This window comes from Vibrio sp. TH_r3 (assembly GCF_033101115.1).
GTDB lineage: Bacteria > Pseudomonadota > Gammaproteobacteria > Enterobacterales > Vibrionaceae > Vibrio.
Map to the genome: position 1 here is coordinate 30,175 of NZ_JAWMPW010000011.1, position 22,968 is coordinate 53,142.

Consider the following 22,968-nt stretch of genomic DNA (forward strand, 5'->3'; position numbering starts at 1 on the left):
GTTGATATGCTTAGTCAAGATGCTGCAAGACAAATGGGAAACGCTTCAGGAACTTTGCTTCAATCATTATGCCAACAAGCAAGTAATACACGAGACCGGTATTGGGGTAGTGAAGTAACCTATTCACGTAAAGTGTTTATTCCTTTAACCAATATGTGTCGAGACAGTTGCAGTTATTGTACGTTTGTTAAAACACCAGAATCTGGTGAAGCGCAATTGATGACACCCAACCAAGTTCTGACCGTTGCATTAAAAGGGCAGAATATGGGCTGTAAAGAAGCCTTATTTAGCTTAGGTGAACGCCCAGAAAAGCGCTACAAGTTTGCTAGAGAGAAGTTAGCCAGACAAGGTCACACGACGACGGTAGGTTATCTACGCGACATGGCAGAGCTAGTTTTACAAAAAACCATGCTTGTTCCACACATTAACGCTGGTGCTTTATCACGAGAAGAACTAGAACTCCTCAAGCCAGTCGCCGGTTCAATGGGAATGATGCTTGAAAGCACCAGCCCAATCTTAACCAAAAAGGGACAGGCACATTATGCTTGCCCAGATAAAATTCCAGAACGTCGCTTAGATACACTGGTTTGCGCAGGTGAATTAGGTATTCCTTTTACCACTGGTTTACTGATTGGGATTGGTGAATCATGGCAAGACCGTATCGATAGCCTGATTGCGATTAACGAAATCCATCAACGCTTTGGGCATATTCAAGAAGTTATTATTCAGAACTTTCGTGCTAAACAAGGCACCAACATGGCTGGGTTCACCGAGCCAAGTAAAGATGACATGTTGCGTACCTTAGCTATCTCTCGTTTGATACTCGATCCAAGTATTAGTATTCAAGCTCCACCGAATCTTGAACAGGATTACAAAGATTACTTAAGCGCCGGAATTAATGATTGGGGCGGAATATCACCAGTAACAAAAGATTTTATCAACCCAGAAAGAGCATGGCCACAAATTGAAACCTTATCAGACCGATGCCGTGAAATGGGCTATCGATTAAGAGAACGATTAACGGTTTATCCTACTTTTTTAGATCAATCAAAAACAATTCAGCAGCCAGATCAACCACCCGTTGCATTAGCTGTTAGCCGCATACACTCGCTAGCGTCCACCGATGGGCTGGCGTTAGAGCAGTGCCTTTAAGGCGAATTTAAGGAGAAGCATTATGTTGTCAAGGACAGACACCAATCAAAATAGACCAATTTCATTGAATCGTCTCAACCCAGAAGTGAAACAGGCATTGAAACAAGCTCTAGACGGCAAAGAAATATCAACGAAACAAGCGATATCTTTATTCGCTGCAGAAGGTAATGAATACCAAGCTCTATTAAATGTAGCCGACAAAGTAAGGCAAAACCTGTGTGGCGATACCGGTAGCTTTGTTATTACTCGTAATATTAATTTTACCAATGTTTGTTACATGGGTTGTAAGTTCTGTAATTTTGCTAAACCGGTAAAACATGAAGAAGCGGAGTTCCTTTCGCTTGATGAAATCGCCAATCGAGCACAACAAGCATGGGATAGAGGCGCAACTGAAGTCTGTATTCAAGGTGGATTACATCCGCAGATGAGCGCCGATTTCTACCGAAATATTTTACTTACTATTAAATCGCGCTTACCTAAAATGCACATTCATGCCTTTTCACCGTTCGAAATATGGTATGGATCTCGTAAAGCGAAAATGGAACCTAAAGAGTTTCTACGTGATTTGAAACTTTGTGGACTTGATTCTATGCCGGGGACTGCAGCCGAAATTTTGGATGTAGAGATCCGTGAACAATTAACTAAAAATAAACTTAGTACTGAAGATTGGGTCACGATAATCAAAGCCGCGCATGAAGTGGGTATTAGAACAACATCTACTATTATGTATGGTCATATTGATCAACCATACCATTGGGCAAATCATCTAGAAACGTTAAGAAACATTCAAAAAGAAACCGGTGGTTTTACTGAATTTGTGCCATTAGGTTTCGTACATTACAAAACCAAACTATATAACGATAATCCTACGCTTGTTCGTCCTGGACCAACTCGAGGAGAACATTTCAAGATGCATGCTGTTGCACGATTAATGCTGCAAGGGCAGATCAATAATATTCAAGCCTCATGGGTGAAAATGGGCTCGGATGTTGCCTCGCAAATGTTAAGGTCAGGTGCCAATGATTTAGGCGGCACGTTAATGAATGAAAGTATTTCTAGAGCGGCTGGCGGCGAACATGGCCAAGAGATTGAGCCTCAAGATATGGTTAATTTTATTCATGATGCAGGATTAAACGCGGTTCAACGTTCTACACTTTATTCTGAATTAAAAGCCTATCCGCTCCAAAGTGAAGACGCAAAACACTTGGTGCTTCCGTCTCAAGAAATCGCCCGTTTCGGAGCGACGGCATGAGTAAAATCAATGTAACTTTATTGGCAGGTGGAGTCGGTGGAGCCAAGGCTGCATTAGGGCTTTCGCTGAGTGAGTATGCTGAAGGGTTAAAGATTATTGGTAATATCGGCGACGATCAAGCGTTCCATGGCTTATGGATTTCACCTGATATAGACACGTTAGTTTATACCCTCTCTGGGCGCATCAATCGTCAACAAGGGTGGGGCTTACAAGGTGACGATCAAAAGGTGTTGAAAGGTTTGTCTGATCTTGGAGTTGATACATGGATGCAGCTTGGCGACATGGATTTTGCAACCCATATTTATAGAACGGAACGCCGACGATTAGGCCACAGAGCACAAGTTATCGCCCAAGATATAGCCAAGGCGAATGGGGTAGAAGTGCCCATTTTGCTACCAACGAATGATGTTATTCAAACCAAATTAAAATCGGGTAAAAGGTGGTTAAATTTTCAAGATTATTTTGTTCGTTTGAAGTGCCAACCTGTAATTGACGAAATTGAATACATCGATAGTAACAAAGCAACCGCTACTCCAGAGGCGATTAATGCCCTTCGAGAAGCTGATATGGTTGTGATTGCTCCGAGTAACCCGTTACTTAGTATTGGCGCAATCCTGTCTGTTGAGCAAATTCGAGCTAAGTTAACTAAAGTGACCGCCCCTGTGGTGGCCATTTCACCGCTTATTGGTGGCGAGGCAATTAAAGGGCCTGCGGTGCAATTAATGCAAAGCTTAGGGCACTCTGCCAATGTGTTCGGGATTGCTCAATACTATCAAGGGTTAATTGATGTCTTAGTGATTGATCCGGTTGATGCCGAATTTACTGCGCAAATTGAAGCATTGGGTATTCAGGTACTAATCCAGAATATTTGGATGCGTGACGATGAAGAGAAGCAAGCGGTAATGAATTCGGTAGTAAAAGCCTGCGCCAACTTGCCATTACAGGACAAAACTTTGAGGGAGGCAAGCTAATGAGCAACAACCTTAATATCGTTATACCTATGAAATCACCGGTGCGATCTAAGCAAAGGCTGATGAGTGTATTAACTTTGGCGCAACGAGAAACATTGGCAACCACTTTGTTTCGAAAGACGTTAGCTTTTTTTGCCGAACATTACTCTCAGGTTAACCGCTTGGTGGTTACCGATTCCGATCAGATAGCAAGAATCGCCAAAATATATGGAGCACAAGTATTAATAGAACAACACAGCAAAGGGTTAAACAGTGCGCTTGAGTCGGCAACCAATTGGAGTGTAGCTAACGGATTTGATCAACAAATGGTCATTCCGGCTGATATTGCTCATTTAGAGATTGAAGAAATAGAGCCGATATTGGAAGCAGCTAAAAACAATGCGGTTGTGATTGCCCGAGCGAAAGACAACGGCACCAATGCGTTGTTGACTACACCGCCTAATGCGATTGAATTTTGTTATGGAAACCAATCTTCTTTAGCGCATGTGCAAGAAGCGCATAAGAAAAAGCTGACGGTAGAAATTTTGAACCTAGCTAATTTAAGCCAAGATATTGATGTACCCGATGATCTTTTTCTCGTTTCGCCAAGTTATCAAGCGGAGCTTTCTGCGAAAGGAGTGTTGTTATGAATCATATGACAAAAATAGCCACGACAGCAGAATCTGAAGTAGACGAAGTAACCTTGACTGACAGCGAAAGCCAAGCGGTTAATTTTGATTCTATGCAGATGTTGACGGTGGGCGGGTTACCAGATTTTAAACCAGGAATGAATTTAGCGAATTGCTTAATTGATGCGTTAAAACTGCAAGGTGAAACACTACAGCAAGGTGATATTTTAGTAGTTGCTCATAAAGTGGTTTCTAAATGTGAAGGTGCAGTTGTCAATATTGAAGATGTTACCGCAAGCGAAGAGGCGATTACACTAGCAAAAACTGTCAATAAAGATCCGAGAAAAGTACAAGTTGTATTAGATCAGTCGGAAAAAATTGTTCGTAGCGTAAAACGGCCAGAACAAGAAGAGGGCGTGCTGATTGCCCAACATAAATTAGGCTTTATCTGTGCCAACGCCGCGGTAGATGAATCGAATGCCGATCAACCTGGACAGTTAATTACCTTACCAGATGACCCAGATAAAAGTGCGAATCAATTGTGTACTGAATTAGAAGGGCATTTTTCTTGCCAATTAGGTGTCGTGATCAGTGACACGTTCGGTAGACCGTGGCGCCTTGGGCAGACTAACGTAGCGATAGGTTTAGCTCGAGTTCCTGCAATTCAACAGATGTTAGGTGAAGACGATGCTTGGGGGCGAGAGCTCAAAGTGACGGCTCCTGCTTTTGCTGATGAACTCGCGGCAGCATCGGGGCTATTGATGAGCAAGAGTGGAAAATTCCCAGTGATTATTTTTAGAGGGTTGGCATGGACAGCCAGTTCTAGTAAAGCCAGCGATATTTTAAGACCAATTAGAGAGGATCTATTCCGATGAGTAACGTAAACAAAGTGGCTATTTTAGGCGGTACTGGCCCTCAAGGCCGTGGCGTAGCACTGAGGCTTGCTATGGCAGGTGTCCCTGTAGTGATCGGGTCACGTGATGGCGAAAGAGCAGCACAAAGTGCCAAAGAAATGAGCGCGTTATTACCAGCAGGAAGCGCAGTTATTGAAGGTATGGATAACGTCAGTGCTAGCGAATCTGCGGCTGAAATGGTCATTCTTTCGGTACCTTATTCTGCTCATAACGCGACGTTAACTGAGTTGAAGCCGATATTAGCCGACAAAATACTAATCGATATTGTGGTTCCACTTGCGCCTAAAAACCCGAAAGCGGTGGTTATGCCGGAAGAAGGCTCCGCTACAGAAGAAGCTCAAGCGCTGCTGGGCGAAGATATTGCAGTAGTGGGTGCGTTACATAACGTTTCTGCCATTACTTTGAATAACCTCGAGCAAGCGATTAACTGTGATGTATTAGTTTGCGGCAATCAATTGGCGGCAAAAAAGAAAGTTATGTCTTTGATCGAAAAAATGGGCGTGAAAGCATATAACGCCGGCCTGGCGGAAAGTGCTCGTTGTATTGAAGCTCTTACGCCAATTTTAATTAGATTAAATATTTCTAAAGACGTCCCATTTAGTCATGCAGGGGTGGTTATCGCGCCTCCTGTTCACTAGTTTAAACATAAAAGTTCAATATAAAAGGAAAATAGAAATGGAATTTGGTATTACGTTTAAAGGGTTTGTTAGCCCTAATCGAGCAAGAAATTTAGTTCGCCAAGCAGAAGAAGCGGGATTCTCTTATTGTTGGTTCTACGATTCTCATATCTTATGGCGTGAATCGTTTGTCGCGATGGCAATGTGTATGGAACATACCACTAACATGCGTTTTGGCCCTTGTGTAACCAACCCTAATATTCGTGATTGGTCTCTAGCGGCGAGTTTGTACGGTAGCCTTGCAGCGCAGAGTGAAGGTCGTATTGATATTGGTTTAGGGCGTGGTGATTCGTCTATGCGTGTTATGGGTAAAAAACCGGCACCTTTAGCGAGAGTTGCTGAGTTTACCCAAAAAGTTAAAGCGATGGTTAAAGGGGAAGAAGTGATATACGGAGAATGTGAAAATCCGGTTAAATTCCCTTGGGCTGATGGCTATGATTTACCAGTATGGATTGCAGCGTATGGACCTAAAGCATTGGCGACAGCAGGCGAGCACGGCGATGGGCTAATATTACAAATCGCTGAGCCTCAATTAGTAAAATGGTTTGCTGACCAAGCATTAATAGCGGGTGAGAAAGCAGGCAAAGATATGAGCAACTTTAAGATTCAAGCCGCTGCTCCAGCCTATTTTGGTTCTAAAGAAGAGTGTTTAGAAAAAACGCGTTGGTTCCCAGCTATGGTGGGTAATCATGTGGCTGATATTGTTGAAAAATATGGTACTGATTCTGGTCTTGTTCCAAAAAGTTTAACTGATTATATTGAACAAAGAAAAGGTTATGATTATTCAAAACATGGTCAAAGTGATAACCCATATTTAGATTTCATTTCTGATGATATTATTGAAAGCTTTTCTGTATTAGGTACACCAGATGAACATATTGCCAAGATTAAGCAATTAGAAGAAGCTGGAGTGACTCAATTTAATATCTATTTAGATAATGGTGACGAAGAAAATATTATCGCTAAATATGGCGAGTTTATTATCCCTACTTTTAAAGAAGGTGAATAAACGAGTTGTAAGTTTTCATTATTGTTAAACGACGATTAACTCCTCAACCTCGCTGATTTTGTGCTGAGACAAGCATAAGCAGTGAGGTTTTTTTATATATAACCCATTATTTTTGCATCGAGCTGTAGTTTTAGGAGCATCAAATTACTAACTTATGACTACCTATAGGTAAAAAATTTCATATTTTGAGAAATTGGCAGTTAATTAATGTTTAGTTGCTTGCTATAGTGAAGCTGATATTAGCTATAAAAAATTATAATTAACTCAGGTTTTATAAGTAAAATTAATATTTTCTAAGACTTATGTAAGTTAACTCTATTCAGGTGGAAGTGGCACTAAAACAACAAGCGAGTGAAATTCATGAGTAAAGTAACCTACTTATGGAAAACTAACAACGTCAATAAACACGCCACTTCAAGAATACTGAGTATAGATGTAATTGTAATGAGGGTTGAGAGCAGTAGTCGCTAACATTAATGTGATTTTAAACATCGATTTGATTTAAGCGGAAACACTGACCACCTCATCAATATTTGACTACTTTTTAGTTGGTGAGTGATGAGATTTATATTAACATTAATTTTAATATGTTATATTTCAACGGTTAACGCAAAAGAAAATAGCTCACTTGTTTCAGTCAATATTGCTGAGGATAAGTCCTATAACGAGCTTTTAAATAAACACCTAGGCCTCAATAGCATAGATGAAATAAAGACTATTGAGTTAGCGAAACAAGCACTTTCGCTGTCGATGGACAATAACCAGCAACTTGCTACCGCAGAGGTTAGTGTTTTATTGGGCGATTTAATACTCCAATCTCAAGATATTGTTCAATCTATTCAGCATTATGTCACAGCGTCAGTCATCTACAAAAAATTGGATGATAACCGCTTGACCGAAGTTACGAAAAAGATAGATCAATTATTACCTCTGGCTAAAGAGTTAGGTAAATCCTCAGATATTGCACTTCTATTGGCGGCAAAATCAGATGAACAGTATCAATTAAAACAATACAATTTAGCGGTTGTTCTTTATCTTCGTGCGGTGAATTACTTACTTGAACAAGATGCTCCCTTTTTAAAAAAACAGCTTGGAGTGACCTACACGAGTCTTGCTCAGTCATATAAACGTTTAAATAGCCGAGTTCAAACAGCTTGGTATTACAAGCAAGCGTTGGCAGTCTTTCGACAACTGGATAATAAAAAATACATTGCTCGTACATTAAATACGTTAGCAGAGGCTGAACGTAAGCTAGAAAATTATTTATCCTCGCTTGACTATTCTGTGGAATCAATCGAATTGCACAAACAAATAAATGACCCTGTTGGTCATGCTAAGGCGTTGACTGGTGCCGGCATTATTTATCGATATATTGAACTCTATGAAAAATCTTTGAATTATATGTACGAGGCGCATCAGTTTTATAAAAAAGCCAATATGATCAGTGATGTTGGTAAAACATCTAACCAAATGGGTCTGATATATACTCGTCTTAAAGAATTTGAACAAGCTCGTTCGTTTTATCAATTAACAATTGATTTACCAGAAGAAAAAGTTGAACCCTCAACGCTTGCGTCAGCATTGAGAGAGATGGCAGTGATTGAAACTAAAGCACATAATTATAACACTGCTAAAGTGCTGGCTTTTAAAGCTTCCAAAATTTATCAAGATACGGGCGACAGAAAGAATCAAGCTCTTATTGCTCGCATAATAGGCAACATCTATCGTGATAAGGTGAGTTACCCTCAAGCAATTGATTATTATCGTGAATCTTTATCTATAGCAACGGAAATTGGCAATAAACTATACCAAGCTAAAGCACAAACTCCTTTAGCTGCAATGTTATTTAGTACTGATCTTGATGAATCTATTCTTTTACTCAATAAAGCGGTTAGGTTATCAACTGAAATAAACGATAATGCGCAAAAATTATATGCTTATCGTGAATTGAGGAAAGCTGAAAAGTTGCGCGGAAATTATTCTGAATCTTTACGTTATGCTGAATTAGAAATTATTTACAGCGGAATCTTACAGAAAGAAAGAGAAAATAAACAACTAGATAAATTAAAGGCGACACTTTATTCGCAAAAAATTGAAATGGAGCTGGAGTCATTAAAAGAGAAAGCTGAACGTGATCGTCTTGAGCTAGCTAAGAAAAGTAGTGAAATGGAATTGGTCAAACAAGCAAAGACAATCGCAGAACTAGAGTTGAAGAATAACAAATATTCTAATATTGCATTAGGTTCACTTTTAGTTGCTTCAGTAATATTGATCATTATGGTTTGCTTTAAGTTTATTGCTTCAAAGAAACGGAATTTGGAACTAGGTTATTTAGCCGCCAGAGATCCCTTAACGAACTGTTACAACAGGCGTACCTTACTTAATCATTTAGAAATGGATTTCCAGCGTTTAGAAGACATAGGTGACTACAGCATCATTATGGCAGATATTGATCACTTTAAGAAAGTTAATGACACTTATGGTCATGTAACTGGAGATAGAGTGTTATGTCAGGTGGTTGAAACACTACAGCACTGCGTTCGTGCAGAAGATATTGTTGCTCGTTATGGTGGCGAGGAATTTTGTATTGTGCTCCAGGGATTAGACGCAGTAAAAGCTGCTCAAATAGCCGAAAAAATGCGCTGCAGCATCGAACATACTAATTATAACGGTGTTTCAGTTACTTGTAGCTTTGGGGTGACAACTATCCGTTTTAATGCCAGTGATCCGAATGAACTTATTGCACAAGCCGATTCCGCACTGTATCAAGCCAAGTCTTCGGGTCGGAATAGTGTGGTATTGTGGAGTGAGTAAGCGGTCGATTACACTTAACAAGAATTAAAAAAACATGACAATCAATTTTATTTGAAGGCTAGAAAGTGACCCGGCGTGGCTCACCTATGAATAGTCATTTTAGCTTAGGTATAAAAACGCGACCTATTGAGTAATAGGCCGCACTCAGTTAAATAGAGGAAAGCTCTTGCTTGAGCATTTCTTTATTGACTTGATTTTTATCATTCTGCAAAAGCGGCATAAATTTTTTGTGTACCACTTTACTAGGGATCATATATGAGGCTAGGTGTTTGTTTAGCTCGAATAGTATCTCAGTTTCACTAATAGGCGTAGCCGAGGTATAAACTAAAACTATCTCTTCTTCGATCAGTTCATTTTCCAGACCAAACACTGCGCAACGTTCGATGCTAGGGAAGGCTTTTTCAACAACAGATTCCACTTCATAAGGTGACACACGGTAACCGCGTGTTTTAATCATGTCGTCATTACGTGAGACGAAGTAAAAATATCCCTCTTCATCTTTGTAGACATAATCTCCAGTTGCCACAACCGTTTCGTCTACCAGTTGACCTTCTAAGTCGATAACATCTTTTAAAATAGAGACCGACTTAAAACGCTCAGCGGTTTCTTCAGGCGCATTCCAGTAGCCTTTATAAATGTAGCCACCGCGATGGATAAGTTCACCCACTTCTCGTGGCGCACATTCTTTGCCGTCTTCATTTATGACATAAAGTTCCACATCCGGTATCGCTTTTCCTATAGAGTTTGGCCGTATTTGAACTTGGGACGGGTCTAAATAGGTAGAACGAAAAGCTTCTGTTAAACCATGCATCGAGTAAAAATCTGCCTTGCGAAAGGTTCGTTTACAATCGTCTATCATTCTAGCGGTTACATTTCCTCCAGAAGAGGTAATGGTTTTAACGCGATCAAACAGTTCAGCACTTGGAATACGTGACGTTTCTTGATCGAACATTTGTGTAATATAAACAGGCATTACTGGCAGTACTGTTACTTTATCGTCGATTAGATGATTGAAGAAATCTTCTGGAAGAATAAAGCGATGCATCGCTAATGTTGCTTTTTTATATAGAGTACAAAATAGTTGATTGAGACCGTAATCGAGGTTGAAAAACAACACACCAGAAATAACATCATCTGTGTCCAGTTTCAGGTACTGAGAGACCACTCGTGCCGAATCAATCAAGTTTCGGTGAGAAATCACGATGCCTTTAGGGGTACCGGATAAACCAAAAGAGTAGGTGATTAATGCGGAATCATGGCCACTTATGTCACATTCATAAGGTTTGTTATAGTATTTATAAATCTCTTCAAATGAGGCGATATCTTTGCTTGCGGTATCATAAGAAATAATATGCCCATCAAAATCGATCTCTTCAATATTCTCAAGTTTTAAATTATCGGTAATGATGCATTTGATATCACAATCTTTGATGATGTACTTTATCTGATCCGGCTTAAGCATTTTGCTCATAGGAACCAGAATACAATCGGTTGAAAGTACCGCTAGGTCGGCCACCATTTGTTCAATACGTTTGTTTGAATAGATACCAATACGTGTATTTTTAGGTAAGCCTAACTCTTTGATATATAAAGCCACTTGATTGACTTTTTTAAATAAATCGGCGTAGGTTAGTTTGTCTTCGTCTAATACAATTGCAGTTTTGTCTGCGTGTGTATCAACAGCATTTTCTAGTAGACTTCGAATACAGTTTATTGACATTCTAATTTTCCTTTTGCCCCTAGCGTCCAAATATCATAGTTGTTGTCGAGGATAGTGACGGGATTATGATCAGACGTCATGATTTTTTTATAAAAGAAAGCGACGATGTCTTCCACTTCCTCTTTCGAGAGTACCTTTGTTATTCCGCCAGTAATAACAATCGAGTTAATGGCCAATAACTTTAGATTAATATACGCTTTGCGGTAGTGTGATATTTTGCACAAGACTAAGAAGATTGATAATTGCATTAAGATTTTTGTCGCTTTTTCACTTTGTTCTTCAAAGATGTTTTCGGTGACTTTTAAATGCATTAATAATTCGTAGACGAATTCATTATTCTTTGCGGCAAAAATTAACGACTGCTTCGATTTATATACGCCGAGCTTTTTGAATACCAAACGATCATATTCATTTTCCGTCACGATATTGCCATCAAACACCAGATCTTTGGAGTAATGAATATCGGTCGTTGCACCACCAATATCAAGTAAAATAAACGGGTCGACCACGGAGTAACTGGCATCCACATAAGGTAATGCTTGATTGACGACATAGGGCGTTGAGAAAATCTGGTTAGAGGTTATGGCATAAAGACTTTTTATATCTTCTTTACCTTCTATATCAAGTTGATACAGATTAGTGAGATACTCTTTAAGCGGATCTTCAACAATGTGTAAGCGACCATCAATAATGTTAGGCAAGCTAACTAGGTTAGTGATTTCTTGGGCTAACGAGTCTCCATCTGGCTTATTACCTACATAAACAATATTCGAATAGTTTAATTGATTTAAGTAGTTAAGTAGCGGCTGGCCAAACATTTTACTGTTGCTATCAATCCCACCTACCACAATAACCACATCGACCAAATCACTTGGTATCGAATATTCGGCAATATTTTGGTATAGGATAGTATCGATAATATTAATACCGGAATTGAAGGCAATATTGGTCGCGTATTTTAGAGAGAACGATTTGGTGGCACCGATGATTAAAGTGCTTAATCCGCCATTAGCAGAAGAACAAATATGAATGTCTTCCTTTTTATATTGGCTAACTTTTGAACCGCATTTGTGCATTAAATCATCCAGAATATCTTTATTAAAGTCTCTGAAATGTTGTTCAATATGCTCTAAATCGGACACTTTAAAATAGGTACTTCCGATGTCGATGAACAAGGGTTTTTTAGTTGATGGCTCTGTTATATTCTGGCTCATTGCATAATACCTATATCGTGAATTATGTCGTTAACGATGCTCGTTGTGTCCTTATTGAGATCACATTGTGACCGCTCAAATTCAAAACAGCGATCAGGAATAGGCACGCCGCCTCGGTCAATTATGCGGATATTTTTATTGGCATCACGAATCGTAATCATCTTGTTGTGGTTAATGATATGAGGTGAGAATGGCACATCAATAATACCGCACTTAATGCAATTAAACACTTTGCGCCAAAGTGTGTCAGCTGGGTCATTGAATACCGCTTCCATAATAGCCATCACTTCAGCGGTTAAAATTTCTTCTTCTTGTTCATCAACAATACTGGGTAAGCCATTAAGAATACGCAGTGTGTACTGAGTATCCGCGACTGTTTTAGCATTTGCTTCTTTGGTTGGAATACCTGCGGCTTCTTCGCGTGTTTTAGTGATGATTTTGTCTGCGCCAACCATAGAGGCGATAACGGTCGACATATTAATCAATTGTTCTGCATAGCTTTTGTTGGTCGGGAAGGCTCCCATCCATTGATGGTAAACAAGATGGATACTTGCATCACCACAACCTATCGCATTGGCATAATGTTTGGCTAATTTTTTAATTACCGCTCCGGTAACGATATCTTGATTCATTGAACCTTGTTGAGAAAATGATACCGAGAACGACTTAACGCCTTCTTCTAATGAAAGCAGCATTTCAAGTAGCTGGATAACAATAGTGATTGAAGGTGGAACCAGTGTTGCGGTAAGTGGACCAAATGACTCGCGGTTAATAGGTTCGTTCAACTGGGAATAATTGGCACACACTCGCTCAACGTACTTCCAATACATGAATGCCTTATCTAATGGGAAATTTTTAGAGTAAGGAAGTAGATAAGTAATAGGGCCACCTTCTATTTCAAAAATGCCCGAGGCGATAGCGGTTTCGATAAGTAAACGTGCATCTGGTGTACCATGTCGCAAGCTAACTGGCTTATTGAAATGGGTGATCATTTTACGCGTGGTTCGGTAGCCATGATTAACCAATGGATAACCGTTTAACATATCCACATCGTTCTCTTCACTAAGGCGTAGCATTTTCTTCGCCGTACCATAGTCGTTTAAGCGGGTATTCGAGTCGATGGTGAGCGGTAATACGTCAACGTTAGCGTTAACAAAAAATTCGTTTAAGGCGAATTGCTTTTTATAAGTAGGGAAGCCGCCACGAGGTTGCACCAACATCTTGTCTTTTTTATTAAAATGATGAGAAATGAACAGTTCTTTACTGGCGTTAGTTACAAATTCTTTTACTTCATCAAAATCAAAAGTATCAACATATTCGTTACTAAGAATTATTTCTCGTTCTTCTTGAAGTAGGCTCATGCAAGACCTCTCTCTTGTATTAATTCATCTAAAAGGTCGAGGCCTGTATTTAAATCGACTTGATGACAAACGATGTCAAAACCATATTTTTTATATTTTTTAACGATTTCGTCTGCATCACCGCTACCTACCACTAAATTGCCGCCTATCATCATTATTACTTCATCCAGTCCTTTATATTGCGACTTGAGAGCTCTAACTTCACGGCTCCAACCTTCTGCTTCACCGTTGAGTGAAGAGATAAGTAGTACTTCGGCACCGGTTTCCACTACCGCGTCAAAAAATTCTTCTAAGTGTGTGTTCACACCCAAGTTAAAAACTTCATACCCTCTGGCATCGAGGGAGAGTTCGATGAGCCTATTGGCTACAACGTGGATATCGTTGCCAACTACTCCAGTCACTACTTTCATATAATTATATTTACCTAATATCCCTATTTAGGGTTTTTTGTCTGTCTAAATGGTAGTTGGTTTACTCGAACGGCGAGTACGCCATCTATTATTGTTGTTTTTCGCGTGTGTCTGTTTATTTTTAATATTGCTGTGTTTAGCTGTCCGTCACTGTTAACTTCATCATAGATTAGATTACTGAAATTTAGGCGTCCAGACATCTTTTTTATCTCGTTTCTTGCAGCATACCACAACAAAAAAAGATGTAAAAAGCGCTAATTGGAGTGCTAGAATGAGAAATCAGTTATAAAGCCTAAAACAAATAGAAAACAAGGATGATGTATGGAATTTTTTACCGCAGATATCTGTGATGAGTACCCAGAAAAAGTAACTGTTCTCGGCGCAGGGTTTCAAAATTTTGGCGGCTCAGATAAATGCCAAGGCGAAGTAGTGACGATTAAGTTGGATAAAAATAACGCCGACCTTATTACTTTGCTGAGAGACGAAGACGGTTCAGGTAAAGTGGTGGTGGTAGACGTTGACCAAGATTATTTCGCCGTGGTAGGTGAGAACTTAATGAAGTTTGCACACAATAATAATTATGCCGGTATTATTGTTAATGGTTATATTCGTGATACGTTTCAAATTAAAGATATTCCAGTGGTACTGTATGCGTTGGGTACTTGCCCGAGAAAATCGATCCCAGTAACTCAAGGCCAAAGAGATGTGTCATTATCTTTTGCCGGTATCGAAGTGAAAAGTGGTGATTATCTTTATGCTGATACCGATGGTGTTATTGTTACCGCTGAAAAAATAGTGTAATTGTCTGATTTATGTAAGTAAATACATTTTGATACAACAGATGCTACTTATAGAAAAACGTTATTTCACTGCGATTTGGTTATCCTTATTTAATTTTTAAGGATAACCACGCGTTACCTATAGGCAATGATCACCTACTTAACAATAATCATTCTCTAGTCATATTCACTTTCTAGCCATACTCAATATCTTACGATAATCCTATATCTGTTAATAATCCGTATTACGACCAGTTTACTGGCTCTAATTTAGCAATATTTGAATGAGTTACTTTGATTCTGTAGCGTTCAATTTTATTATTATTGAGGCGAAAAATAAGATTTATATCATGCAGCATTGAGAATTTATTTTTAATCAGTTTTCCCTGCTCATAACTGGTGTGTCTTAAGGTCGTGTCGGGCAGTAAGCCTAATAACGAATGCAAATTGATGTCCATGGTGTCTCTAACTTGAGTGAAACCATTCATAAACTTGTCATTCATTTCATATTTCTTTTTATAATATATTACCGCTTCTCCTGCTTCTTTTTTGGTATATTTTCCTTTACCTCTGACAGCAATTATCTCTTCATCAGGGGCTTTAAATTCCGCTAAATCGTAGCATTGGCCAACCGCTTTATCATGAATGTCATAAAGAATCGTTTTTATCCGATATTTACCTTTGCTTAGTTTTTTGGCGATATAAGTTCTAAATAGTTCTTTAAATCTATCCTTAAATATATAGCTAAAACAGATGGTCATTAATAACGCTAACGACAGCGTTCCGTAACCTAATTGGACGTAAAACACCACTAAAGTGGTTAAGAGCATGGATAAAAAAGCGCTTATACTAAAAGCAATTTGTTGTCTAACTAAGCCTAGCGTGTTGTTTTTTTGGTTGATATTGATCGATTTACAAAAGTAGTTTTCTTTTCTACGAATATACTGCGCTTCTTTTGAACGCAAACCGTAGTGCTCTCGTCTGTATTCCCGTTCTGCACAGGCAAATTTAATTAATTCATCGTAAATGGCAGTGTTTTGGTTGCCTTTTTTAACCGAATGACAATAAGCCAAAGTGATTTGTTCGGCATAATAGGCACAAATTTCATCGGCACTTTTAAAGTCTTTTACGGTTTCCTCTGTTGTGGGGGTATTACGTAAATCACTTAGTAGTGAGCGTGCGACTTTTAAATAGTCTGATAAATCGGTTTTGTTTTTTCTCACTTCTTGAAGCAGTCGTGATAGTTTTAATTTAAATGTTTTTAGAAAGATAGGGAAATCTATTGTACTGTCAGAACGTGTTTTGGTCTGTTTGAGTAGCGGAAATTTGGCTTTAGAGATCGAGTAATGATAACGCGATGCTTTTAAATCCAATAATATGTTTGCGTTAATATCACGCTCACGAATGCCCATGTCATTGGGTAAAAACATGTACATTTCTAGAATTGAAACCTTATTTTTATTGACAGTTGTCCTTATTTCCATCGAGGTATCAAGGACTTCAAGATCGATCTTCACGTAGTAAATACCTAAAAAATTGTTGCTGTGTAAATCATTGTTACGCGGTTTTAATGGTGTTTTTTAGCTGTAAAAGTTGTTTAGTAAATTGAGCAAAACCGTAACCACCCGGTTCTGTCATTAGAATCGAAGGGTGGGCGACCAATTGATTCCAATAGTGACGTATGTTTGCTACTCCTACACTGTTTGGAAGGGTGGAGAACATCTGTTGATCGTTGAGTGAATCACCCACATAGCAACATTGTGTCAATATTTCTGATTCGCTGAGCCCTTTCTGCTGTAAGAAGCGAAGTGACGTAATTTTTTTGGAGTGCTCACCATACCAAGCATTGATATGAATTGAACTTGCCGTTGCATTGGCACCTAGTTTTTTAACTTTATTTAAAATATCTTCAACGATGGAACGGTCAACTTGTGGGCAGTTTTGGCCAATATCAATTGACACTTCGCACAATCGGTAAGATTGATCTAAGGTTAAATTTAACTGTGGGTAATCTTGTAAAATATCCAGCACTTGGGCTTTAAGCCGTGCTTGTTGTTGCTTCAATTGCTGTCGATCTACATCGGCTTGTAGAGTCAATTGGCCTTGTTTTTTTTCTAGGATAAATGCACCATTTTCTCCGATCACGGCATCCACAGGCCAAAGTTGGGCGATATGGTCGCACCAACCGGCGCAAGCACCAGTAACCGCGATTACTTTAATGCCTGCCGATTGTAAATGACCCAAAGCGATTAACGTTTCCGGGGGAAGTTTACCTTCCCACGTGAGTGTATCGTCGACATCGGTTAGCACCCAGCCAATGTCTTGCCAATTTTTATCCAGTTGATTAGGTACCAAATGCATAGTCTATTCCTCATTTAATTACAGTAAGTTAGGCAAAAACATCACTAAACTTTCTGAGTAAGTGAGAATCATGAGTACCGTTAATAATGCGATGAGTAATGGTGTAATTTCACGGACAAAATCAACCACTCGAACTTTAAGAATGGAACATACTGTAAACATCATCGATCCAAATGGTGGTGTTACGCCTCCAATCATAATATTAACGATAACGATGATACCAAAATGGACTGGATTGACTCCAAGATTGAGCACTGCAGGCAGCAATAAAGGCGTTAAAATAATCATTGCCGCGCCACCTTCGATAAACATACCAACAACAAGTAACAGTAAATTTATCAGTAGTAACAGTATCAATTTATTATCGGTAAGTTGAATTAGAGCTGAAGCCACATTTTGTGGTATTTGCTCTAATGTCATGTAATAGCCAAACACCATGGCACCAATGATAATAAACATGACACTACTTGTGCCTTGAATGGTTTCTTTAAGGATCACAGGAATATGTTTAGGTTTTAGCTCTCGGTAAATGGCCGCGCCAATAATTACGCAGAGTAAAACAGCAATTGCCCCCGCTTCTGTTGGGGTGAATAAACCAAATCGCATACCAAGAATAATGCCAAATGGAATCAATAATGCAGGGACAGCTTTGGAAAAGAAACTGAAACGTTCCTTAGCCGACGCAGGTTGCGAACGAGAAGGCTTGTAGTTTCTTTTCTTTGAAATAATGGCGATAGTAAAAATCAGTGAACCAGCCATCATTAGAGCAGGGACGTAACCTGCGATAAACATGGAATGGACTGAAACATTGGCCAGTAAAGCGAAAATAATCAGGTTAATACCTGGTGGAATAACCGGTGCAATACTTGAAGACGCAGCAGTAACGGCAGCAGTAAAAGGGAGATCGTAGCCACGCTTGGTCATTTCAGGGGCCAAGATTTTAGATTGCATTGCTGCATCAGCATTCGCTGAGCCTGAGATCCCACCCATCAAGGTACTCAGTAGTACGTTTACGTGCGCTAAGCCACCCACTTTATGGCCAATCAGTGAATCAGCAAAAGCTAATAGACTTCGGCTGATACCGGCATAATTCATTACCGAACCGACCATAATAAAAAATGGAATGGCTAATAATGGAAATGATGATGCAGACGAAATGAATCGTTGCATGACCAAACTAACAGGAATAGATGTGTTGATAAAAAGAAAGTACACCAAAGAAGACGCAATTAACGAGAACGCGATAGGTATATTCAGCAAGAACAGGACAAAAAGTAAAATGATTGGTAAATAAATATCCACTTAGACCACCTAGTGCGTATGTGATGATGAGTAATTGGTCAAATCATCTTTAATAAACTTGAGCGTATGAATTGCCATCAAAGAAAAGCAGACCACAAGTACGCTATTAATCGTAAAGTAAGACATCCCCATTACTGGTGTTACTTTGGTTGATAACATGGTGTAGTCATAACTAAGGTAAGCAAGGATCACATTGAGTATTAATAAAAACGTTGAAATCATTAGACGAAAGGCTTTCTTGGCGCTGTCAGGTAGAATTGCCAAGATAACGTCAACCCCCATGTGCAGCCTGTGCTTGTAACATGAGCTAATTCCGAAATACACAGCCCAGATAAAACAGATAACCGATAACTCTTCACTCCACGGTATGACAAAACCTAAGCCATAGCGCAGGAAAACGTTAATGATTACCATCAATACGGTGATTGAAATGGCTATTGAAGCGAAAATCTCTTCAAAATTAGTTATAAAACGCATTTTTACTCCAGATCGTTAAGCAAACGAATAATAAATGGCGTCTTATTTGGGGAGTAAATAAGACGCCAGCTTCGTTTAATTAATTATTTATTTGCGCGGATTTTCTCTAATTCACCATTAATTGTCGCATGTACATCTTTGCTCCAAGTTGGGAATTGGTTATAGACTTCAGCAGTTAGTCTACCGAACTCTGCATTGTCAACTTCATTGAAAGTAACGCCTAAGTCTTTCAGTTTCTGCATATATTCAGCGTCCAATTTAACCAGCTCATTAGTATTTGAAACGGCACCTGCTTCTAACTCTTCCATTACGATAGCTTGTTGTTCGTCAGTTAATTTGTCCCATACTTTAGGTGAGATGTATAAACCAACAGTGCCCAAGAAGTGCTTAGTGAAAGACATGTTTTTGGCTACTTCATAAATTTTGGTCGAGTACATGGTTAAGATTGAACCTTCTAAACCATCAACCACGCCTTGTTGAACACCAGCATAAGTTTCAGGGAAAGGTAGAGAGGCTGGTGATGCACCCATTGCGCTTAGTGTGCTAATAAATAGTTGGCTACCCGGTACGCGAATACGCATGCCTTTCATGTCAGCTGAATTTTTGATCTCTTTATTAGTGATCATATGGCGGAAGCCAAACATATAGTCAGCAGTTAGAATTTTGATGCCTTTTTTCTCAACTTGAGCCGTTAGGTCAGCAACAAAATCAGTTTTCATCATGGCCAGATACTCATCATAAGAGTTGTATAGACCAGGACCTGCTAATGCAGCAAAATCAGGTACGAAATCACCGAGGTAACTTAAATCTTCTACTGCTATCCAATCCGCGCCATTAACCACTTGCTCTAGGTTATCTTTATAGACTGGTAACTGGCCACCAGGGAAAACTTTAATGTTGACTCCGCCATCAGTACGGGTGCGAATTTTGTCAGTTACTTTAATGAGTTCTTGTGTCAGCAATTCATTTTGCGTAAACACTAAGCTCATATTAATGTTCACTGGCTTCTGCGAAGCAGCCATGGCAGTTTCACTTCCAGCTAATCCATATCCAAATAGTGTGGCTGCTGTTAATACTGTTCCCAGTAGTAGCTTTTTCATCGTTGTTACCCTCAGTAGTTAAGTAAGGTGTTACTCTTGTTCACGTTTGTTTTGTCTTTGTTAGGGTTCGTAACATATAATATTCATATGAAAATTCATATCGTCTTATTGATATTCATATGAACATTGTGATCTTGTTATCAAAATGTTGCGATATGTTACTTATTCTGTGTTTTGAAGTTGAATTTAGCCAATGAATTTGTAACAGTGCGATTCGTCGTTAACAAATTCATATGAACATTCGGAGAAGGTAAATGATTGTTGGTCATCGTGGTGCCGCGGCACTGGCTCCAGAAAATACACTCGCTGGAATGAAGAAAGCGTCCGAAGTAGGTATTCATTGGGTAGAAATAGATACTCAGTTAACCGCAGATGGTGTTCCGGTTGTATTTCATGATGAAACCTTACAGCGTTGTACTAATGGGACCGGTAAATTAGCAGCCCATACATACGATGAAATTAAAACGTTAGATGCAGGCAGTTGGTTTGGAGAAGAGTTTGTTGCAGAATCTATTCCTTCACTGGAAGAGGCGTTGCAAACTTGTTTGAACGAAGATTTATCGATTAATCTTGAGATAAAAGTGCATCATGATGAACAAGCTTTTCCTCTAGTTAAAAATGTCGCTTCTGTCATTCATTCATCCGGTTTTCCTATTGAAAAATTATTGCTTTCGAGTTTTTGCATAAAAGCGGTAGAAGCTTGCATGCTTCATATGCCTGAAATACGCAGAGGTTATATTACCGAGCAAAAGTCTAGCGATTATTTGCCAGAATTAGAACATCTTGGCTTGTTTAGTATTCATGTCAATCAAGAAGTGTTAACCAGTGAAATGGCCAAATCTATTACTGATAAAGGTTATACCCTTAATATTTGGACACTAAATGAGCCAAATAAAGTTGATGATTTTACCCAAATGAAGGTGACGAATATTATCACTGATAATCCGCTGCTGTTTTCGTAGGAGTAAATGAATATGGAGCTGACCGATAGACAAGCGGAAATTCTTAGTTATTTAAAACAGCACAATGACGTTCAAATAGATGAGTTGTCGGTGATGTTTTCAGTAACGACGCAAACTATCCGTCGGGATGTTAATGTGTTGTGCGAGCAAGGATTGGCTCGAAGGGTTCATGGTGGATTAAGTTTACCGGCCAATTTGACTAACACTACTTATCAATTTCGACGAGAGGTTGAGTCGGATATAAAAGCAGCCATTGCTCGACAAGTCGCGCAACAAATACCGGAAGGCTCTACGATTATTATGGGTATCGGTACTTCGGTAACCTATGTTGCTGAGTTTTTGATCAATGTTAAAGCATTGCGCGTGATCACCAATAATTTACAAGTTGCTCGAATTTTTGAGAAAAACCCTAATGTAGAAGTCTATTTGTGTGGGGGTTTAATGCGCTGTGAACATCAAGATGTGGTGGGACATAGTGTCTTGAAATTCTTTGGTGATTTTGAGGCCGATATTGGTATTGTTGGCTGTGGTTCGATCACACCGGATTTTTTCGCCATGGAACATGAACCACAAGAAGCGGACATTACTAAGGCCATCTTGGCTAATTCACGTCAGAGTTGGTTATTAGCCGATGCCAGTAAATGGGGGCGCTTTGCTTCTGTCAAAGTTGCCGATTTAACGAGTTTTTCGCGAATTTATACCAATAAGGTCGGGTTGCCTGCCGAGCTGTCTGTCTATTCTGTACACGCCAACGACTATGAGAGAGAAGTTAATATTTAATTGACGGATATTTGAATCGACTAGTGGCTTAACTGGCTAGTATTCTCACTGATTAATATCCTAGATAACTAATACCCTAGATAACTAATACCCTAGATAACTAATACCCTAGATAACTAATACCCTAGATAACTAAAGTTTAAATGGGTTCTTTAAGTACGACCCAAATACATTGATCAATGCCCCTGCGACAATAAATGCTCCGCCTATATACGTCCACATCGAAGGTATTTCAGCAAAAAAGATCATTCCTAATAAGGCAGAAAATAATATTTGCACGTATGAATAAGCAGAAGCCTTTCCTGCGGCTTGGGTTTGCATCGCTTTAGTTAAACCTAATTGTCCCACTTGAGTAAAAACCCCTAATAAAACTAACATCAAGGTAATGTGTAGATTGGGCACAATAAAATCATCACCGATCAGCAGCATTGAGATAGGTAAAGCAACCAATGGGAAGTAAAATATAATCACCGAACTGTCTTCGGTCTGGCTGAGTTTTCTAACAATTACGTAGGCGATAGAACTAAATAAAGCTCCCATAAGCGCAATTGAGATACTAAATAGAGGTAAATCCGTTGTAGGATCGCTGCCGTTTATATTTGGTTTGACTATTAGAAATAAACCGAATAAACACAAAGAAATGCATAATATAGTTGAAGCTTGGATGCGTTCTTTTAAAAATAATACGCCTAATAAGGCCGTAAATAATGGATTTAAATATTGTAAAATCGTGGCTTCCGCTAATGGGAGTGTGGTTATCGCATAATAGACACACATTAACGCGGAAGTGCCAATGATACCTCTAGATAGCAAAAGTACTTTATTGTGACCCCATAATGAAATTCTTTTCCGTTTCACATCCAAATAGCTAATCACCCAAGAAACTAAAGCTCTTGCCGCTACTATTTCAAATAATGGGATGCCGTGGTTGCTTACGTATTTCACACAAGCCGACATTAGCGAAAAACCAAGCGCGGAAAGCAGCATAAAGCGCACGCCAGCAGGGATAATTGATTGAGATTGATTTTGCATAGTCGGTTCAAATAATGATGGAGGAGGGTACTTTATCACATCAAGTTATTATCTGGTGTTAATATTCTATGAG

The 22,968-nt window shown here is 39.2% G+C and carries 21 protein-coding genes; 11 read left to right on the forward strand and 10 right to left on the reverse strand.

Annotation, left to right across the window (positions count from 1 at the left end; genetic code table 11):
* Window positions 1–6 precede the first annotated feature (6 nt).
* The 8 genes from cofG to R3X26_RS10985 all read left to right on the forward strand — a co-directional run bounded on the left by cofG (window position 7) and on the right by R3X26_RS10985 (window position 9,397).
* Complete coding sequence (gene cofG, locus R3X26_RS10950; RefSeq protein ID WP_317717352.1) at window positions 7–1,152, forward strand: 7,8-didemethyl-8-hydroxy-5-deazariboflavin synthase CofG; 1,146 nt, start codon at window positions 7–9, stop codon at window positions 1,150–1,152.
* A gap of 22 nt (window positions 1,153–1,174) precedes the next feature.
* Entirely contained in the window at window positions 1,175–2,404 is a 1,230-nt protein-coding gene (gene cofH / locus R3X26_RS10955) for a 5-amino-6-(D-ribitylamino)uracil--L-tyrosine 4-hydroxyphenyl transferase CofH (protein WP_317717353.1), read from the forward strand.
* Complete coding sequence (locus R3X26_RS10960) at window positions 2,401–3,375, forward strand: 2-phospho-L-lactate transferase CofD family protein (protein ID WP_317717354.1); 975 nt, start codon at window positions 2,401–2,403, stop codon at window positions 3,373–3,375. Before cofH ends, R3X26_RS10960 begins: the two co-directional genes overlap by 4 nt.
* On the forward strand, window positions 3,375–4,004 hold the full coding sequence (cofC, locus tag R3X26_RS10965) for a 2-phospho-L-lactate guanylyltransferase (protein ID WP_317717355.1): 630 nt from the start codon (window positions 3,375–3,377) through the stop codon (window positions 4,002–4,004). The genes R3X26_RS10960 and cofC overlap by 1 nt, the downstream gene beginning before the upstream one ends.
* Window positions 4,001–4,858 (forward strand): coenzyme F420-0:L-glutamate ligase, encoded by an 858-nt coding sequence (cofE, locus tag R3X26_RS10970; protein ID WP_317717356.1) that lies wholly within the window; start codon window positions 4,001–4,003, stop codon window positions 4,856–4,858. The genes cofC and cofE overlap by 4 nt, the downstream gene beginning before the upstream one ends.
* Window positions 4,855–5,535, forward strand: a complete 681-nt coding sequence (gene npdG / locus R3X26_RS10975; RefSeq protein ID WP_317717357.1) for an NADPH-dependent F420 reductase — start codon at window positions 4,855–4,857, stop codon at window positions 5,533–5,535. Before cofE ends, npdG begins: the two co-directional genes overlap by 4 nt.
* A gap of 37 nt (window positions 5,536–5,572) precedes the next feature.
* Window positions 5,573–6,583: a TIGR03842 family LLM class F420-dependent oxidoreductase gene (locus R3X26_RS10980; protein ID WP_317717358.1), complete on the forward strand. Its 1,011-nt coding sequence runs from the start codon at window positions 5,573–5,575 to the stop codon at window positions 6,581–6,583.
* A 558-nt stretch (window positions 6,584–7,141) separates the two neighbouring features.
* On the forward strand, window positions 7,142–9,397 hold the full coding sequence (locus R3X26_RS10985) for a tetratricopeptide repeat-containing diguanylate cyclase (RefSeq protein WP_317717359.1): 2,256 nt from the start codon (window positions 7,142–7,144) through the stop codon (window positions 9,395–9,397).
* Between the two features lie 148 nt (window positions 9,398–9,545).
* Here the strand turns inward: R3X26_RS10985 and R3X26_RS10990 are convergent, their stop codons facing one another.
* From R3X26_RS10990 to glmS, 4 genes are read right to left on the reverse strand one after another with little or no spacing between them, the layout of a single operon-like run.
* Window positions 9,546–11,117 (reverse strand): AMP-binding protein, encoded by a 1,572-nt coding sequence (locus tag R3X26_RS10990; RefSeq protein WP_317717360.1) that lies wholly within the window; start codon window positions 11,115–11,117, stop codon window positions 9,546–9,548.
* Entirely contained in the window at window positions 11,108–12,331 is a 1,224-nt protein-coding gene (locus R3X26_RS10995) for a glutamate mutase L (RefSeq protein WP_317717361.1), read from the reverse strand. Before R3X26_RS10995 ends, R3X26_RS10990 begins: the two co-directional genes overlap by 10 nt.
* Window positions 12,328–13,692 carry a hypothetical protein gene (locus tag R3X26_RS11000; protein WP_317717362.1) on the reverse strand — a complete coding sequence of 455 codons (1,365 nt, stop codon included), beginning with the start codon at window positions 13,690–13,692 and terminating at the stop codon, window positions 12,328–12,330. The genes R3X26_RS10995 and R3X26_RS11000 overlap by 4 nt, the downstream gene beginning before the upstream one ends.
* On the reverse strand, window positions 13,689–14,102 hold the full coding sequence (gene glmS / locus R3X26_RS11005) for a methylaspartate mutase subunit S (RefSeq protein WP_317717363.1): 414 nt from the start codon (window positions 14,100–14,102) through the stop codon (window positions 13,689–13,691). The genes R3X26_RS11000 and glmS overlap by 4 nt, the downstream gene beginning before the upstream one ends.
* Window positions 14,103–14,423: 321 nt before the next feature.
* Here glmS and rraA point away from each other — a divergent pair, with 321 nt between their 5' ends.
* Window positions 14,424–14,903, forward strand: coding sequence for a ribonuclease E activity regulator RraA (gene rraA / locus R3X26_RS11010; protein ID WP_317717364.1), 480 nt, complete (start codon window positions 14,424–14,426; stop codon window positions 14,901–14,903).
* A 223-nt stretch (window positions 14,904–15,126) separates the two neighbouring features.
* On the opposite strand, the gene R3X26_RS11015 is transcribed toward rraA, so the two are convergent.
* The 5 genes from R3X26_RS11015 to R3X26_RS11035 form a co-directional block, all read right to left on the reverse strand.
* Window positions 15,127–16,398, reverse strand: a complete 1,272-nt coding sequence (locus tag R3X26_RS11015) for a hypothetical protein (protein ID WP_317717365.1) — start codon at window positions 16,396–16,398, stop codon at window positions 15,127–15,129.
* Window positions 16,399–16,438: 40 nt separating this feature from the next.
* A complete protein-coding gene (locus R3X26_RS11020; RefSeq protein WP_317717366.1) occupies window positions 16,439–17,242 on the reverse strand; it encodes an HAD-IIB family hydrolase in 804 nt (267 codons plus the stop codon).
* Between the two features lie 18 nt (window positions 17,243–17,260).
* Window positions 17,261–18,544, reverse strand: coding sequence for a TRAP transporter large permease (locus tag R3X26_RS11025; protein WP_317717367.1), 1,284 nt, complete (start codon window positions 18,542–18,544; stop codon window positions 17,261–17,263).
* A gap of 9 nt (window positions 18,545–18,553) precedes the next feature.
* Complete coding sequence (locus R3X26_RS11030; RefSeq protein ID WP_317717368.1) at window positions 18,554–19,021, reverse strand: TRAP transporter small permease; 468 nt, start codon at window positions 19,019–19,021, stop codon at window positions 18,554–18,556.
* Window positions 19,022–19,104: 83 nt separating this feature from the next.
* Window positions 19,105–20,121, reverse strand: a complete 1,017-nt coding sequence (locus tag R3X26_RS11035; protein WP_317717369.1) for a C4-dicarboxylate TRAP transporter substrate-binding protein — start codon at window positions 20,119–20,121, stop codon at window positions 19,105–19,107.
* A 254-nt stretch (window positions 20,122–20,375) separates the two neighbouring features.
* Between R3X26_RS11035 and R3X26_RS11040 the strand changes: the two genes are divergently transcribed.
* Both R3X26_RS11040 and R3X26_RS11045 read left to right on the forward strand, forming a co-directional pair.
* Complete coding sequence (locus R3X26_RS11040) at window positions 20,376–21,083, forward strand: glycerophosphodiester phosphodiesterase family protein (protein WP_317717370.1); 708 nt, start codon at window positions 20,376–20,378, stop codon at window positions 21,081–21,083.
* Between the two features lie 12 nt (window positions 21,084–21,095).
* Window positions 21,096–21,863, forward strand: a complete 768-nt coding sequence (locus tag R3X26_RS11045) for a DeoR/GlpR family DNA-binding transcription regulator (RefSeq protein ID WP_317717413.1) — start codon at window positions 21,096–21,098, stop codon at window positions 21,861–21,863.
* A 132-nt stretch (window positions 21,864–21,995) separates the two neighbouring features.
* On the opposite strand, the gene R3X26_RS11050 is transcribed toward R3X26_RS11045, so the two are convergent.
* Window positions 21,996–22,895 carry a DMT family transporter gene (locus tag R3X26_RS11050; RefSeq protein WP_317717371.1) on the reverse strand — a complete coding sequence of 300 codons (900 nt, stop codon included), beginning with the start codon at window positions 22,893–22,895 and terminating at the stop codon, window positions 21,996–21,998.
* Between the last annotated feature and the right edge of the window lie 73 nt (window positions 22,896–22,968).

Coding starts and splice junctions, on each gene's coding strand:
- cofG (WP_317717352.1), top strand. CDS start 7: ATGCTTAGTCAAGATGCTGCAAGACAAATGGGAAACGCTTCAGGAACT.
- cofH (WP_317717353.1), top strand. CDS start 1,175: ATGTTGTCAAGGACAGACACCAATCAAAATAGACCAATTTCATTGAAT.
- R3X26_RS10960 (WP_317717354.1), top strand. CDS start 2,401: ATGAGTAAAATCAATGTAACTTTATTGGCAGGTGGAGTCGGTGGAGCC.
- cofC (WP_317717355.1), top strand. CDS start 3,375: ATGAGCAACAACCTTAATATCGTTATACCTATGAAATCACCGGTGCGA.
- cofE (WP_317717356.1), top strand. CDS start 4,001: ATGAATCATATGACAAAAATAGCCACGACAGCAGAATCTGAAGTAGAC.
- npdG (WP_317717357.1), top strand. CDS start 4,855: ATGAGTAACGTAAACAAAGTGGCTATTTTAGGCGGTACTGGCCCTCAA.
- R3X26_RS10980 (WP_317717358.1), top strand. CDS start 5,573: ATGGAATTTGGTATTACGTTTAAAGGGTTTGTTAGCCCTAATCGAGCA.
- R3X26_RS10985 (WP_317717359.1), top strand. CDS start 7,142: ATGAGATTTATATTAACATTAATTTTAATATGTTATATTTCAACGGTT.
- R3X26_RS10990 (WP_317717360.1), bottom strand. CDS start 11,117: ATGTCAATAAACTGTATTCGAAGTCTACTAGAAAATGCTGTTGATACA.
- R3X26_RS10995 (WP_317717361.1), bottom strand. CDS start 12,331: ATGAGCCAGAATATAACAGAGCCATCAACTAAAAAACCCTTGTTCATC.
- R3X26_RS11000 (WP_317717362.1), bottom strand. CDS start 13,692: ATGAGCCTACTTCAAGAAGAACGAGAAATAATTCTTAGTAACGAATAT.
- glmS (WP_317717363.1), bottom strand. CDS start 14,102: ATGAAAGTAGTGACTGGAGTAGTTGGCAACGATATCCACGTTGTAGCC.
- rraA (WP_317717364.1), top strand. CDS start 14,424: ATGGAATTTTTTACCGCAGATATCTGTGATGAGTACCCAGAAAAAGTA.
- R3X26_RS11020 (WP_317717366.1), bottom strand. CDS start 17,242: ATGCATTTGGTACCTAATCAACTGGATAAAAATTGGCAAGACATTGGC.
- R3X26_RS11030 (WP_317717368.1), bottom strand. CDS start 19,021: ATGCGTTTTATAACTAATTTTGAAGAGATTTTCGCTTCAATAGCCATT.
- R3X26_RS11035 (WP_317717369.1), bottom strand. CDS start 20,121: ATGAAAAAGCTACTACTGGGAACAGTATTAACAGCAGCCACACTATTT.
- R3X26_RS11040 (WP_317717370.1), top strand. CDS start 20,376: ATGATTGTTGGTCATCGTGGTGCCGCGGCACTGGCTCCAGAAAATACA.
- R3X26_RS11045 (WP_317717413.1), top strand. CDS start 21,096: ATGGAGCTGACCGATAGACAAGCGGAAATTCTTAGTTATTTAAAACAG.
- R3X26_RS11050 (WP_317717371.1), bottom strand. CDS start 22,895: ATGCAAAATCAATCTCAATCAATTATCCCTGCTGGCGTGCGCTTTATG.